The organism is Streptomyces sp. NPDC087310, from assembly GCF_044744405.1.
Lineage (GTDB): Bacteria > Actinomycetota > Actinomycetes > Streptomycetales > Streptomycetaceae > Streptomyces.
Window position 1 is genome coordinate 145,729 of the sequence record NZ_JBIUYF010000008.1, and the last position, 13,193, is coordinate 158,921.

At 73.1% G+C, this 13,193-nt stretch carries 15 protein-coding genes and 6 tRNA genes; 9 read left to right on the forward strand and 12 right to left on the reverse strand.

Features of this window, described 5'->3' with window-relative positions:
* Positions 1 to 57: 57 nt before the first annotated feature.
* Positions 58 to 129: transfer RNA gene (locus ACIO3P_RS29210), tRNA-Val, on the reverse strand.
* Between the two features lie 54 nt (positions 130 to 183).
* Positions 184 to 654, reverse strand: coding sequence for a TIGR02611 family protein (locus ACIO3P_RS29215; RefSeq protein ID WP_329821647.1), 471 nt, complete (start codon positions 652 to 654; stop codon positions 184 to 186).
* Positions 655 to 844: 190 nt separating this feature from the next.
* Between ACIO3P_RS29215 and ACIO3P_RS29220 the strand changes: the two genes are divergently transcribed.
* A complete protein-coding gene (locus ACIO3P_RS29220) occupies positions 845 to 1,258 on the forward strand; it encodes an SsgA family sporulation/cell division regulator (RefSeq protein WP_003959770.1) in 414 nt (137 codons plus the stop codon).
* 206 nt (positions 1,259 to 1,464) lie between these two features.
* Positions 1,465 to 2,034 carry a CGNR zinc finger domain-containing protein gene (locus ACIO3P_RS29225; protein ID WP_329821646.1) on the forward strand — a complete coding sequence of 190 codons (570 nt, stop codon included), beginning with the start codon at positions 1,465 to 1,467 and terminating at the stop codon, positions 2,032 to 2,034.
* Positions 2,035 to 2,037: 3 nt separating this feature from the next.
* On the opposite strand, the gene ACIO3P_RS29230 is transcribed toward ACIO3P_RS29225, so the two are convergent.
* Positions 2,038 to 2,190: a hypothetical protein gene (locus tag ACIO3P_RS29230; protein ID WP_329821645.1), complete on the reverse strand. Its 153-nt coding sequence runs from the start codon at positions 2,188 to 2,190 to the stop codon at positions 2,038 to 2,040.
* Between the two features lie 176 nt (positions 2,191 to 2,366).
* Positions 2,367 to 2,825 carry a hypothetical protein gene (locus tag ACIO3P_RS29235; RefSeq protein ID WP_329821643.1) on the reverse strand — a complete coding sequence of 153 codons (459 nt, stop codon included), beginning with the start codon at positions 2,823 to 2,825 and terminating at the stop codon, positions 2,367 to 2,369.
* Positions 2,826 to 3,037: 212 nt separating this feature from the next.
* On the opposite strand from ACIO3P_RS29235, the gene ACIO3P_RS29240 reads away from it, so the two are divergent.
* Complete coding sequence (locus ACIO3P_RS29240; protein ID WP_401854375.1) at positions 3,038 to 3,556, forward strand: DsbA family protein; 519 nt, start codon at positions 3,038 to 3,040, stop codon at positions 3,554 to 3,556.
* A 15-nt stretch (positions 3,557 to 3,571) separates the two neighbouring features.
* Here ACIO3P_RS29240 and ACIO3P_RS29245 read toward each other — a convergent pair whose 3' ends face one another.
* The 3 genes from ACIO3P_RS29245 to ACIO3P_RS29255 are packed head-to-tail and all read right to left on the reverse strand — an operon-like array spanning position 3,572 to position 6,403.
* Entirely contained in the window at positions 3,572 to 4,411 is an 840-nt protein-coding gene (locus ACIO3P_RS29245; protein ID WP_329821641.1) for a GNAT family N-acetyltransferase, read from the reverse strand.
* Positions 4,412 to 4,460: 49 nt separating this feature from the next.
* Positions 4,461 to 5,282, reverse strand: a complete 822-nt coding sequence (locus ACIO3P_RS29250) for an aminodeoxychorismate lyase (protein ID WP_329821640.1) — start codon at positions 5,280 to 5,282, stop codon at positions 4,461 to 4,463.
* On the reverse strand, positions 5,282 to 6,403 hold the full coding sequence (locus tag ACIO3P_RS29255; protein ID WP_329821639.1) for a chorismate-binding protein: 1,122 nt from the start codon (positions 6,401 to 6,403) through the stop codon (positions 5,282 to 5,284). Before ACIO3P_RS29255 ends, ACIO3P_RS29250 begins: the two co-directional genes overlap by 1 nt.
* A gap of 158 nt (positions 6,404 to 6,561) precedes the next feature.
* Between ACIO3P_RS29255 and ACIO3P_RS29260 the strand changes: the two genes are divergently transcribed.
* The 5 genes from ACIO3P_RS29260 to ACIO3P_RS29280 all read left to right on the forward strand — a co-directional run bounded on the left by ACIO3P_RS29260 (position 6,562) and on the right by ACIO3P_RS29280 (position 7,073).
* A tRNA-Gly gene (locus ACIO3P_RS29260) sits at positions 6,562 to 6,634 on the forward strand.
* A 36-nt stretch (positions 6,635 to 6,670) separates the two neighbouring features.
* Positions 6,671 to 6,744, forward strand: a tRNA-Cys gene (locus ACIO3P_RS29265).
* 1 nt (position 6,745) lies between these two features.
* Positions 6,746 to 6,817: transfer RNA gene (locus ACIO3P_RS29270), tRNA-Val, on the forward strand.
* A gap of 21 nt (positions 6,818 to 6,838) precedes the next feature.
* Positions 6,839 to 6,910: transfer RNA gene (locus ACIO3P_RS29275), tRNA-Val, on the forward strand.
* A gap of 88 nt (positions 6,911 to 6,998) precedes the next feature.
* Positions 6,999 to 7,073 (forward strand) — tRNA-Val (locus ACIO3P_RS29280).
* 52 nt (positions 7,074 to 7,125) lie between these two features.
* Here ACIO3P_RS29280 and ACIO3P_RS29285 read toward each other — a convergent pair.
* The 3 genes from ACIO3P_RS29285 to ACIO3P_RS29295 form a co-directional block, all read right to left on the reverse strand.
* Complete coding sequence (locus ACIO3P_RS29285; RefSeq protein WP_401793112.1) at positions 7,126 to 7,437, reverse strand: zf-TFIIB domain-containing protein; 312 nt, start codon at positions 7,435 to 7,437, stop codon at positions 7,126 to 7,128.
* 77 nt (positions 7,438 to 7,514) lie between these two features.
* Positions 7,515 to 8,558 (reverse strand): phosphotransferase, encoded by a 1,044-nt coding sequence (locus tag ACIO3P_RS29290; RefSeq protein WP_401854371.1) that lies wholly within the window; start codon positions 8,556 to 8,558, stop codon positions 7,515 to 7,517.
* Positions 8,559 to 8,869: 311 nt separating this feature from the next.
* Positions 8,870 to 9,076: a hypothetical protein gene (locus tag ACIO3P_RS29295; RefSeq protein ID WP_329821636.1), complete on the reverse strand. Its 207-nt coding sequence runs from the start codon at positions 9,074 to 9,076 to the stop codon at positions 8,870 to 8,872.
* 629 nt (positions 9,077 to 9,705) lie between these two features.
* Here ACIO3P_RS29295 and ACIO3P_RS29300 point away from each other — a divergent pair.
* Entirely contained in the window at positions 9,706 to 10,974 is a 1,269-nt protein-coding gene (locus ACIO3P_RS29300) for a serine/threonine-protein kinase (RefSeq protein ID WP_329821681.1), read from the forward strand.
* 67 nt (positions 10,975 to 11,041) lie between these two features.
* Here the strand turns inward: ACIO3P_RS29300 and ACIO3P_RS29305 are convergent, their stop codons facing one another.
* Both ACIO3P_RS29305 and cobA read right to left on the reverse strand, forming a co-directional pair.
* Complete coding sequence (locus tag ACIO3P_RS29305; protein WP_329821635.1) at positions 11,042 to 11,860, reverse strand: RNA methyltransferase; 819 nt, start codon at positions 11,858 to 11,860, stop codon at positions 11,042 to 11,044.
* 65 nt (positions 11,861 to 11,925) lie between these two features.
* A complete protein-coding gene (gene cobA / locus ACIO3P_RS29310) occupies positions 11,926 to 13,149 on the reverse strand; it encodes a uroporphyrinogen-III C-methyltransferase (RefSeq protein ID WP_329821634.1) in 1,224 nt (407 codons plus the stop codon).
* Positions 13,150 to 13,193: the final 44 nt, after the last annotated feature.

The following is a 13,193-nucleotide window of genomic DNA, read 5'->3' on the forward strand; positions in this document are numbered from 1 at the left end:
GGCCGGAAACGACCGAGGTCCCGACGACGTTTCCGTCGTCGGGACCTCGGTTCCGGGTGGGCGATACTGGGTTCGAACCAGTGACCTCTTCGGTGTGAACGAAGCGCTCTCCCACTGAGCTAATCGCCCGGGCGCAGGGCATACGCTACCCCATGTCAGGGGCGTCCCTGGACGCGTCACCGGTCACTGGTCGATCTTCCACGGCAGGACGATGCCGAACTTCCAGAGGTAGATCCCCGCGAGCACGCCGAAGATCACCAGGCCGACGCTCGTGAGGATGATGTTGCGGCGCCTGACCTTGGGGTCGAGGGCCTTCTGGGCCGCTTCCCTGACCTTGCGCCGGGTCCAGCGCAGGACGAGCTGGGCCCAGACGAACTCGGTCGCCCAGATCGCCAGTCCGGCGAAGATCACCACCCAGCCGGGGCCGGGCAGCACCAGCATGGCGACGCCCGCGGCGACCACCGCGAGACCGGCCAGGAAGACGCCGACCTGCCAGCTCAGATGGAGTGGCCTGGACGCCTTGACGAAGCGCGGCGCGCGGGAGCCCAGCGCCCGCTCCGGCGCGTCCGTCCCGTCCGCCGTCGTATCCCCCGTGGCGGGCCGGGTCGCCACCGGGGCGACAGCCTGGTCCCGCTCGTGACTCTGCGCGTGCATGAGTCCCAAGGTACCGGAATCGAACGGATCACTGGAATGGCGGTATGACTCGAAGTAGCACACCGCCGTACGAGCTACCTGAAGGATCACAAAACAGACAGAGGGGTTTACAACGGCACCGTAGGTGGCATGTCGATTTCGCCGACGTGCGAATCCCCGAGCGCACACTGAGCGAAAGGCCCTGGCGCTTATGAACACCACGGTCAGCTGCGAGCTGCACCTGCGCCTCGTTGTATCGAGCGAGTCCTCACTGCCTGTACCCGCGGGCCTGCGGTATGACACGGCCGATCCCTATGCCGTGCACGCCACCTTCCACACCGGAGCCGAAGAGACGGTCGAGTGGGTCTTCGCCCGCGACCTTCTCGCCGAGGGGCTGCACCGGCCCACCGGCACCGGCGACGTCCGCGTCTGGCCGTCCCGCAGCCACGGTCAGGGCGTCGTCTGCATCGCTCTGAGCTCCCCGGAGGGCGAAGCCCTGCTGGAGGCCCCGGCGCGGGCCCTGGAGTCGTTCCTCAAGAGGACCGACGCCGCGGTGCCACCAGGCACCGAGCATCGTCACTTCGATCTCGACACGGAGCTCTCCCACATCCTGGCCGAAAGCTGAGCCAGGCAGAGGGCTGCACGGCGCCGTCCGACTCGGGGAGACGGCGCCGCGCGGACAACCGCATACGGAGGACACCGGCGCCCGCGCCGCGGAACCCACCGCGGCGCGGGCGCCGGCGCGTATGTCTGGCGTCACACCGGTCCCGGACGGTCTAAAGTCGTCCGGGTTCGGCGGGCACCGGCCCGCGGCAGGCCAGGGAGCGGACCGTGCTGATTCCACACGACACCCGGATCGCCCTCGACACGGTCGTCGATCTGGTGAACACCGCGCCGGAGGCCGGCTCGGGCGAGGACGCGGCGGACCGGCTCGCGGACGTCGAGGCGCTGTACGACTTCGTACGGAACCACAACATCAGCGGCGTGGGCGACCTCGGCGAGCGGGATCTGCGGGCCGTACGGGAGGTACGGGCCCGCTTCACGGAGGTGTTCGCGACGACCGACGCGCGGGCCGCGGCCGATCTGATCAATCAACTGGTGGCCGCCGCGGGGACGACTCCGCAGCTCACGGATCACGACGGCTACGACTGGCACGTGCACTACTTCGCGCCGGGCGCCTCGGTCGCGGACCACCTCACGGCCGACTGCGGCATGGCGCTGGCCTTCATGGTCGTGGCGGGCGAGCAGGACAGACTGCGCCGCTGCGAGGCCCCGGACTGCGGGCACGCGTTCGTCGACCTGTCGCGCAACCGCTCCCGCCGTTACTGCGACAGCCGCACCTGCGGCAACCGACTGCACGTGGCGGCGTACCGGGCACGCCGCAAGGAAGCGGCGGGCTGAACGTCACAGCAGGAACAGATCGTGCACCGCGGCCATCAGCAGCAGCGCGCCGATCACCGTCAGAAAGATCATCAACGGCGGTTGGGAGAGCGCGAACAGACAGCCGCGCGGCTCCTCGGTGGGGGCGGGGTTCTCACCCCGTGAGCTATCGAGCATCTCGGGGCGATCATGGCTCACCGCGAACCCGGCCGATGACCAACCACCCGTGATCGGCCCGGGAGTTCATCATATTCCGTGGAAAAAGGCCCGGAACCCCCACAGGATCCGCGCGGACCTGGCATGCTGCCGGGCACCCTCCGGGGCGCCCGGGTCTACCGGGCCTACCGGGAGGGTCAGATGCCGTGCTTCTTCAGGATCGCCTCGATGTCGCTGAAGTCGTCACCGGACCCCGTGGTCCCCGCCGCGGTCCCCGGCTTCGCCTTGGGCCGCTCCACGGGGCGGGCGCCTGCGCCCAGGGAGGGCGCGGAGGCGCCGGGCTCGACGGCGGCGCCCCTGGCCGCCTTCGCCGCCGCTCTGCGCTCCTTGCGCGTACCGCCGCCGCGCCGCTCGACCGCGCGGGTCGTCATGAGGAGCACCCACGCCACCCCGAGCACCCCGAAGCCCGCCCAGGCGACCGGGCTGAAGGCGGTACCGGCCGCCCACTGCACGACGCCCGTCATCACCAGGGCGACCGGGACCAGCGCGTACGCGGCGATACGGGTCGCGGCGAGGAACCGCTTGCGGTACGCCGTGATCACGGCGATGCCCAGGCCCGCTGCTGACACCGCGGAGCAAATGGTCTCGGCAATCATCGGGTCCTCCAGGCATCGCACGTCAACGGCCGAACTCGTCTCCCTCCATCCTGCACCTGGCACCGGGGTCGGGGCCACGGTGCGGAGCCCCGACCGGCGGATCTGGGGGAGATCTCGGGGGCGATGTCCTCCCCAGGTCCCGGTCCGCCGTGCCCCGGGGACGAGAACCGCCCTCGGGCACGGGCGGTCCCGCCTGCTGGAAGACTGGGGCCATGAACGACTCCACCACCCCGCGCCCCGTCGTCCTCGACCTCTGGTGCGAACTCCAGTGCCCCGACTGCGACCGCGCCCTGGAGGACGTACGCGCGCTGCGTGCCCGCTACGGCGACCGGCTGGACGTACGGCTGCGGCACTTCCCGCTGGAGAAGCACCGGCACGCGTACGCCGCCGCCCAGGCCGCCGAGGAGGCCGCCGAACAGGGCGGCGGCTGGCCGTACGTGGAGGCCGTCCTGGCGGGCAGCGGGGAGCTGGCCGCCCGAGGTGAGCCGTTCCTGCTGGAGGTGGCGCGCGAACTGAGGCTGGACGCAGAGGAGTTCGACACCGCCCTGATCGACGGCCGCCATCTGCTGGCCGTCGACGCCGACCAGGCCGAGGGCAAGGCGATCGGGGTGACCGGTACGCCCACGTATGTCATCGACGGGGAGCGGCTCGACGGCGGCAAGAGCCAGGAGGGGCTGCGGGAGCGCGTCGAGGCGATCGCCGACCGGCTGCTGGCCGACGGGACGCCGTAAGGGGCCGTCGGACGGTCAGAGGAGCGGCCGGACGAGGTTGCGCTGCGTCGTCCGGTACCCGAGCGAGGTGTAGAGCCGTAGCGCGGGCGTGTTGGTCGTGAAGACGTGCAGCCCCAGCAGGGGCGGCCCCGCCTCCAGGGCGACCCGCTCGGCGAGCAGCATCAGGGCGCGGCCGTACCCCTTGCCGCGCTGCTCCTCGGCCACCTCCACGTCGTACACGTACGAGCCGGGCCGGCCGGGTCGCACCTCGCGCGGCGCGACCCAGACATGGCCCACGGCGGCGCCCTCGTGGGCGAGGACGGTGAACGAGACGCCCGGGGTGGCGAGCCCCTGGGGGAGGTTCTCGCGGTGGCTGGCCTCCGACTTGGCGAGGGCCTGATCCGGCGGTACGCCGCGGTCGGTCCAGCTCCGGGCGAAGTCACCGACGGAGCGGGCGCGCCACGCCTCGTACTCCGCCTCGGTCATGGGGCGGCCCTCGACGCCCTCGGGGAGCGCGGCCGGTCCGGGGAGGAGTTCCTTGTCCATGTTGCGGCTGCGTTCGGTGTATCCGAGGGTCTCCGCCAGGTGCAGCGCGGCCTCGGCGTCGGCCGGTACGAGCGCCTGCGACTGGTCGCAGCCCCAGCCGCGCAGCACCTCCTCGGCGGCGAGCACGGCGACGGTGGCCCGGCCGCGGCGGCGGTCGGGCCCGTCGATCCGGAGGGAGCGGACGATGCCGGCCCGGTGGGCGAAGCCGGGGTCCGTGGCGATCTCGACCGCGCCCGCGGGGCGGCCGTTCACGCAGACCTCGTAGGAGCGTGACTTCGTGCCGTCGTCGGCCTGTTGAAGCGGTCCGGTGGGCCGCAGGGTGGTGGTCATCAGGGGAGTTCTACCCTCGGGGGCGCCTACGCGTCACCCGATTTGCGGCTCACGGGTCGAGATCGGCGCCTGACCGCTCCTCGAAGACGCGCATCGCCTTGCCGGTCACTGGCCCCGGGGCGGAGCCGAGGGCGCGGTCGTCGACGCGGTGGACGGCCTGGACGTCGCGGAGTGTCGAGGTCAGGAAGATCTCCTCCGCGTGCTCCAGGGCGTCGAAGGGCAGATCCGTCTCGCGGGCGCCGCACCACTCGACGGCCAGTTCGCGGGTGATGCCGGCCAGACAGCCGGACGTGAGGGGCGGGGTGTGGAGCACGCCGTCGAGGACGACGAAGACGTTGGAGCCGGTGCCCTCGCAGAGCGCGCCGGTGGTGTTGGCGAAGAGCGCCTCGCTGGCGCCCCGCTCGCGGGCGCGGGCGAGCGCGACGACGTTCTCCCCGTACGACGTGGTCTTGAGCCCGGTCAGCGCGCCGCGTTCGTTCCGGGTCCAGGGGACGGTGACGGCGGCGGTGGTGTCGGGGCGGCGCTCCGACTCGCCGAGGGCGACGACCAGGGTGGCGCCCGCGTCGCCGCGGTCGGAGCCGAGCGGGGAGACTCCCCCGGTGTACGTGACGCGCAGCCGGCCCAGTTCCGTCGGGTTGGCGTCGAGGACGGCCGTACAGGCGCGCCGCACCTCGTCCAGATCGGGTTCCGGCAGGCCGAGCCCGTGCGCGGAGCGGGCCAGCCGGCGCAGATGGCGGGTGAGGGCGAAGGGGCGGCCCCGGACGGCCTTGACCGTCTCGAAGACGCCGTCGCCGACGGTCAGTCCATGGTCGAGCACGGACACCCGGGCGGCGTCGGCCGGGTGCAGTGCGCCGTTGACCCAGATCCTCATCACACGGTCCTTCCGCTGGTCGCTGTCGCACCGGCGCCGCCCCCGGCCGTACCGGAGTCGTCGGCTCCGGGCCGGTACGTCCCCGACGCTATCGCGAGCAGCCGGGACGCCTTCAGCTCGGTCTCGGCCCACTCCCCCTCCGGGTCGGAGCCCCAGGTGATCCCGGCGCCCGCGCCGAAGCACAGGACGGGGCGGGGGTGCGTGGCGCGGTCGATCCAGAACGTACGGATCCCGACGGCCAGCGCGGCCGTGCCCCGGTCGGCGTCGACCCAGCCGATGCCGCCGCAGTAGGGGCCGCGCGGGGCGGTCTCCAGCTCCTCGATGATCGTCAGCGCGCTGGACTTGGGGGCGCCGGTGACCGAGCCGGGCGGGAACGTGGCGGCGAGCAGCTCGGGCCACCCGGCCCGCTCGGTGAGTTCGCCCCGTACGGTCGAGACGAGATGGACCAGACCCGGGTGGGGTTCGAGGGCGCAGAGGGCGGGGACGGTCACGGATCCGCCGGCGCAGACGCGTCCCAGGTCGTTGCGGACGAGGTCCACGATCATCACGTTCTCGGCGTGGTCCTTCTCCAGCAGGTCCGCCGCGGTCCGCCCGGTGCCCTTGATCGGACCCGACTCGACGGTGCGGCCGTCGCGGCGCAGATACAGCTCGGGCGAGGCGGTGGCGATCTCCACGCCGTGCGCGGGCAGCCGGATCGTCCCGGCGTACGGGGCCGGGTTGTCGCGGGCGAGCAGGGCGGTGAGCGCGTCGACGTCGGCGGAGGCGGGATCGGCCGCGGCGGACCCGGGCAGCGGGGCGGTCAGGACGCGGCAGAGATTGGCCTGGTAGACGTCGCCCGCCGCGATGTACTCGCGGATCCGGCGCACGCCCTTCGTGTACGCGGCGCGGTCGAGGGACGACGTCCAGTCACCGGCGCCGGGGCCCCGCCACCGTCCGGGGACCGGTGCGGGCACGGGCTCGTGCCGTATGTCGTCGAAACGGGCGCAGGTGACACCGCCCTCGAAGTCCGCGGCGACGGCCCAGAATCCGGCGGAGTCGAGCGCTTCCGGATCGTGGGTGACGTCCCGCAGACCGGAGGCGACGAGGCCGCCGAAGCGGGCCAGAGGAGCGAGGTCGTGCACGTTTGCGAGTCTAGAACAGGCGCCGCCGGGCGGCTCCGGGCCGAACGCGCGGCGAACGTACCGCGTCACGCTGCGGAAACGCGTTTTTGTGCTGGCCCCGGAATCCGCTAGAGTTCAACACGTCGCCGGGCCGCGCAGACGGGCCCGGGAAACGGCACGCGGACGTAGCTCAGTTGGTAGAGCGCAACCTTGCCAAGGTTGAGGTCGCCAGTTCGAACCTGGTCGTCCGCTCGATGGTGGGGTGTTCTCCGGAACCCCCACACTCCTGGTGGAGTGGCCGAGAGGCGAGGCAACGGCCTGCAAAGCCGTCTACACGGGTTCAAATCCCGTCTCCACCTCCAAGGACGATTAGCTCAGCGGGAGAGCGCTTCCCTGACACGGAAGAGGTCACTGGTTCAATCCCAGTATCGTCCACTGGATCCTTCGGGATCACCCGCGCGATTAGCTCAGCGGGAGAGCGCTTCCCTGACACGGAAGAGGTCACTGGTTCAATCCCAGTATCGCGCACGCAGTCACAGCAGTGCAGACACACCGCGGTACATGCACACGCCGTACATGTACCGCACGCACACGCAGTACCAGCAGCACGGCACCCGCGCGATTAGCTCAGCGGGAGAGCGCTTCCCTGACACGGAAGAGGTCACTGGTTCAATCCCAGTATCGCGCACCACCCGGAGCCCCCGGTCGCCACGGCGACCGGGGGCTCCGTCGTCGGCCCGTCGTCAGGACGAGAAGAGCATCCGTCCGAAGCCCTTGTTCCGGTGATGCCCGCCGTGGTGACCCCCGTGGTGACCTCCGTAGTGGCCGCCGGGCTGCGGGGCGCCCCAGGCGGGGGCGGGAGCGGCCGGGTACGCCTGCGGCGGCGGGGCCTGCTGTACGGGCGGCGCCTGCTGCGCCCACTGCGACTCCAGGCGGGTCAGGGACTCCAGCTCGCCGTAGTCGAGGAAGATCCCCCGGCAACCGCTGCACTGTTCTATCTGGACACCATTGCGGTTGTACGTGTGCATCGCCGCACGGCACTTGGGACACTGCATGGTCGAATCGCTCCTCGTCGTTCGTCCGGCATCGCGGGAAATCATGGGAACACGCTCCCGACGACCGTCCGTTCACCCTATGACGACGCCTCTGGCCCCAAACCGGTTGCGAGGCCCGCGATCCGGGCACAGGCGTCGATCATCAGGAGCTCCACCTCGTCCGGTTCCCGGTCCTCCGCGACCGACTTGACGACGGCGAGCGCCGCGGTCTGCACGGTGAGGGCGCGGGCGGCGATGTCCAGGGCCGGCCAGGGATCGGCGGCGGGGTCCGCGGGCACGGCGGGGCCGCGCGCGGCGCGATAGGCGCCGAGGAACCGCTGCCAGGGCTCCGGGGGCAGCAGCCCGGTGGCGTACCAGGCGGCGGGGCGGGCCAAGTCCCAGGCGGGGGCGCCGAGTCCGAGGTCGTCCACGTCGATCAGGAGCCAGGGCCCTTCGGGGGCGGGGTGGCGTACGAGCTGGCCGAGGTGGAGATCGCCGTGGCACAGGGCGTACGGACCCGGCGCCGGCGCCTCGCCACGGGCCCAGGCGGGGAGTTGTTCCCATGCCTGCCGCACGGGTACGGCGGCGGGGTGCGGGCCGGCGGCGCGCAGCCGGGCCAGGGCGCGGGCGGCCTTGGCGGGGCCGCGCATGACGGGCAGGCCCCGGAGGTCCGGCCGGGGTCGGTCCGTGGAACCGGCCAAATCGGCCAGGTCTGCGGGCGGCACGGAGTGCAGCCGGGCCAGGAGCGTCCCGGCCTGCTCCCAGGGGGCGGCATCGGGGTCCGCGGGGTCGACGGGCGTCCCGTAGGGCCAGGCGGTGACCGGCCGGCCGTCCACGTCCTCGGCGTCCACCGGGAGCGGCGGCAGCAGGATCCCGGCGAGCCGGGGGTGCGCGGCGACGGCGAGCCTGACGCGGTGTTCGGCGGGGTCCGTACCGTCGGCGTGCGCCTTGGCGACGGCCTCGCCGTGCCGTACGACGGTTCCGTCGGGCCGGTCCGCGAGCACGGTGACGCTCTGTCGGCAGGCGCGGCAGGTAGGGCAGGTAGGGCAGGGGGCGGACGCCGGGTCGGGCGTGGGGGGCCCGGCGGGGTGGGCCGCGTCGCGGGCCACGCGGCCGAGCGCGCGGACGACGGATGTGGTCACGGTGGTCCCCGGCGATGTGCAGGCGAATGCCTGTCAGAGGTCTTGGAGGTGTTGGAGGTGTTGGAGGTGTGGGGGTGTGGGGGTGTCGAGGGTGTCGGACGTGGAGCGTACGTCGCCTCGCCGTCGGGCGTGGAGCCTCCGTCGTCGCCTCGCCGTCGGGCGGCGAGGCGTTCCCGTACGGGAAAAGCGCGATGGCCGGTCAGCTCCCCAGCTAACCGGCCCACCGCTGCCGTCCGCCGCACCCCCGTCCCCACGGGGTTGTTGGCCGGATGTCCCCGACCCGGGCCGCTCTCCCGGGTCCGGGGCGCCGCTCAGCGCCCCAGCATCACGCCCACGGACGACGCTTGTGTGACCACTGCTTCCCAGCCGCCGAAGACGACGACGAGCAGGGCCGCCAGGGGAAGGACCATGGCCGTCGCCACCAGGGGGTGGCGCGTACCGGACGGGCGGGTGCCGAACGCGGCGTACGCCTTACGTCCCTGCGTGCGGATCATTGCCCGCGCTGCCGTGTCCGCCATGGTCCTTCTCCTGTTCGATTCGACAGCGGCGAGTGTCCGACCTCGGGGGACGAGTTCCTCACCCGCCGCTTGATCTCAAGATTAGGGACACCTGGATGTCGGGGCGTCATGCCCGCGTACCTATTGCCGGGCCTCCCGGAGGATGAGCCGTGCACCGGCGGCGTACTCCCCAGGGTGGAGAGCGGGTGCCGGGAGTTGGGGTCTTCCCGGAGGGGATGATCCGCGATGCCTTACGGAGGACCGGCCTCTCGCCCGGAAGGATGAGGCGCGCGCTCGCCCTGGGCCTCCTCTGGCCGTCCGCTGGCCGTCCCGGCCGTCCCGGCCGTCCCCTGGCCGCCCCTGGCCGTCCCGGTGCCGGACTGATCCACTTCTGGTGACTTCTCTCACGTCCGCCGCTCCCCGGCGGAACGCCGCCCGCCCCGTACATCCGTTCCCCCCAATTCCCTTGGTGTGTACGACCCTTGGGAGGGGCACCGGCCGGGCCGCGCGGTGGGTCCGATCACTGACTTTTCTTCAATTCTGCCGCGCCGCACTGACAATCGGTCGGTGCGCGAGGGCGCGGCCTATGAGCGCACCCGGGCACAGGTACGTAAGCTGTGCCACGTCACACGGACGACCGGGCAGCGGGGATGGACATGGCGATGATGCGGCTCCGGCGCGAGGACCCGCGTGTCGTCGGCTCGTTCAGACTGCACCGACGGCTCGGGGCGGGCGGCATGGGCGTCGTCTACCTCGGATCCGACCGGCGCGGCCAGCGGGTCGCGCTGAAGGTGATCCGGCCCGACCTGGCGGAGGACCAGGAGTTCCGGTCGCGGTTCGCCCGCGAGGTCTCCGCCGCGCGGCGCATCCGCGGCGGCTGTACGGCCCGGCTGGTCGCCGCCGACCTGGACGCCGACCGCCCCTGGTTCGCCACCCAGTACGTACCCGGCCCCTCCCTCCACGACAAGGTCAACGAGGAGGGCCCGCTGCTCGCGGCGGACGTCGCCTCGGTGGGCGCCGCGCTCTCCGAAGGTCTGGTCGCCGTCCACGAGGCCGGGGTCGTGCACCGCGACCTGAAGCCGTCGAACATCCTGCTCTCCCCCAAGGGCCCGCGCATCATCGACTTCGGCATCGCCTGGGCCACCGGCGCGTCCACCCTGACCCATGTCGGGACGGCGGTCGGGTCGCCCGGCTTCCTCGCGCCCGAACAGGTGCGTGGCGCCGCCGTCACCCCCGCCACCGACGTCTTCTCGCTGGGCGCCACGCTGGCGTACGCGGCGACCGCCGACTCGCCCTTCGGGCACGGCAGCTCCGAGGTCATGCTCTACCGGGTGGTCCACGAGGAGGCGCACCTCCACGGCGTGCCCGACTCCCTCGCGCCGCTCGTACGGGCCTGCCTGGCGAAGGATCCGGAGGACCGCCCCAGCACGCTCCAGCTCTCCATGCGGCTCAAGGAGATCGCCGCGCGGGAGGCGCAGGGGCTCATCGACAGCCGGCCGCCCGTGCAGCGGACGCGCGGCGGTCAGGAACCGGCGGGGGGCGGACTGACGGAGCGGTACACGGAGCGGGAGGTCGCGCGCGGCTCGCAGGGCCGGGCGGGCGCGCCCGGCGTGCCGGACGGCTCCGGGCCGCGTCCCGGCGGCGCCTCCCGTAACGGCGGCGCTGTCCCCTCCCGTACCGGCGGAACGCCCGGCCGGACGGGCTCCTCCGGCGGGCGATCGGGCTCCACCCGGCCCCCTCGGCCCCGGGACCCGTCCCGGGGAGCGGCCCGGACGAACGGCCGGCCCGCCGCGGGACCCCGGACGCGGTCGTCCAAGCTGCGGCCCGCGAACCCGCGGCTGCTGCGGCAGCGGCTGATCGTCTTCGTCGTCGTGACGCTCATCGTCGCGCTGGGGATCGCGGCGGCGCAGCAGCTCTGAAGGGGCGCGGGACGTCGGGGTGTGCGGGCCGCCGGTGTGTGCGGGCCGTCGGTATGTGCGGGGCTGGTCAGTTCTCCGGGCGGCCCGTCGTGACCGCGTAGAAGGCGACCGCCGCGGCGGCCCCCACGTTCAGCGAGTCCACGCCGTGCGCCATCGGGATACGGACCCAGGCGTCGGCCGAGTCCAGCGCCCGCCGCGACAGACCGTCGCCCTCCGCGCCGAGCATCAGCGCGACCCGCTCCATCCGGTGCGGCGCCGCGGCGTCCATCGGGACCGCCCGCTCGTCGGGAGTGAGCGCCAGCAGCCGGAACCCCGCTCCCCGTACGGTGTCCAGCGCCCTGGGCCAGCCCTCCAGCCGGGCGTACGGCACGGAGAACACCGCCCCCATCGACACCTTCACCGAGCGCCGGTAGAGCGGGTCCGCGCAGTCCGGGGAGAGCAGCACGGCGTCCATACCGAGCGCGGCGGCGCTCCGGAAGATCGCGCCGATGTTGGTGTGGTCGTTCACCGCCTCCATGACGGCGACGCGGCGGGCCGTACGGAGCACGTCGGCCACCGCGGGCAGCGGCTTGCGCGCCATGGAGGCGAGGGCGCCGCGGTGCACGTGGTAGCCGGTGACCCGCTCGGCGAGTTCGGGGCTGACCGCGTAGACCGGTGCCGGTGCCGCGTCGATGACGTCGCGCATGGTGTCGACCCACTTGGCGGAGAGCAGCATCGACCGCATGGCGTAGCCGGCCTGCCCGGCCCGGCGGATGACCTTCTCGCCCTCCGCGATGAACAGACCCTCGGCGGGCTCGCGCCGCCGCCGCAGTTCGACGTCGGTCAGGCCGGTGTAGTCGTGCAGGCGGGGGTCTTCGGGGTCCTCGACGGTGATGAGTTCAGCCACGGGGTGCTCGTGCCCTGTCCTGTACGGGGTGGGTGCGGGTGGGGTGGGAGTGGGGTGGGGCCTTGTCAGTGGCCGTTGCCCAGTGCGACCACGTCGCCGATGACGATGACGGCCGGGGGGCGTACTTCTTCGGCCCGTACGACCTCCCCCACCGTCGCGAGCGTGGCGTCCACGCGCCGCTGGGCGGCCGTCGTGCCCTCCTGGACCAGCGCGACGGGGGTCTCGGGGGCCTTGCCGTGCTCGATCAGGGCCCGCGCGATGGAACCGATCTTGTCGACGCCCATCAGCAGGACAAGCGTGCCGCGCAGCCGGGCGAGTGCGGCCCAGTCGACCAGCGACCGGTCGTCGTCCGGGGCGACATGGCCGCTGACGACGGTGAACTCATGGGCGACACCGCGGTGCGTGACGGGGATCCCGGCGGCGCCGGGGACGCTGATGGAACTGGAGATGCCGGGCACGACCGTGCACGCGATGCCGGCGGCGGCGAGCGCGTGCGCCTCCTCCATGCCCCGGCCGAAGACGAACGGGTCGCCGCCCTTGAGCCGGACGACGGCCTTGCCCGCCTTGGCGTGCTCGATCAGGGCGGCGTTGATGGCCTCCTGGGCCATGAAACGGCCGTACGGGATCTTCGCGGCGTCGATCACCTCGACGTGCGGCGGCAGTTCGTCCAGCAGGTCGCGCGGGCCGAGCCGGTCGGCGATGACGACGTCCGCCTCGGCGAGCAGCCGGCGGCCCCGCACGGTGATCAGGTCGGGGTCGCCGGGGCCGCCGCCGACGAGGGCGACACCGGGGGTACGGGTGCGGTGGTGCGGCGCGGCGAGCGTGCCGTCGCGCAGGCCCTCGACGATGGCGTCGCGCACGGCGGCGGAGCGGCGCGGGTCGCGCCCGGTGAGCACGGCGACGGTGACGCCCTCGCTGCGGCCGGTCGCGGGGGTCCAGGCGGTGGCCGCCTCCGCGTCGTCGCTGCGTACGCACCAGACCCGGTCGCGCTCGGCCTCGGCGGAGGCGGTGCGGTTGGCCTCGGGGTCGCTGGAGGCGACGAGCGCGTACCAGGCGCCCGCGAGGTCGCCCTCCTCGTACCGCCGCCGCTCCCAGCGGATCTCGCCGGCCGCCGCCATGGCCTCGACGGACGGCTTCGCCGAGGGCGAGACCAGCACGATGTCGGCGCCCGCGGCGATGAGCGACGGGAGCCTGCGCTGCGCGACCTGGCCTCCGCCGACGACAACGACGCGCCGCCCGGAGAGGCGGAGTCCTACGGGGTAGGCGGGGTGGTCGGCGTGCTGGGCCATGTGGGCGCGGGCTCCTCGGGCGGCGGGACGTGACGAAGGTGCGG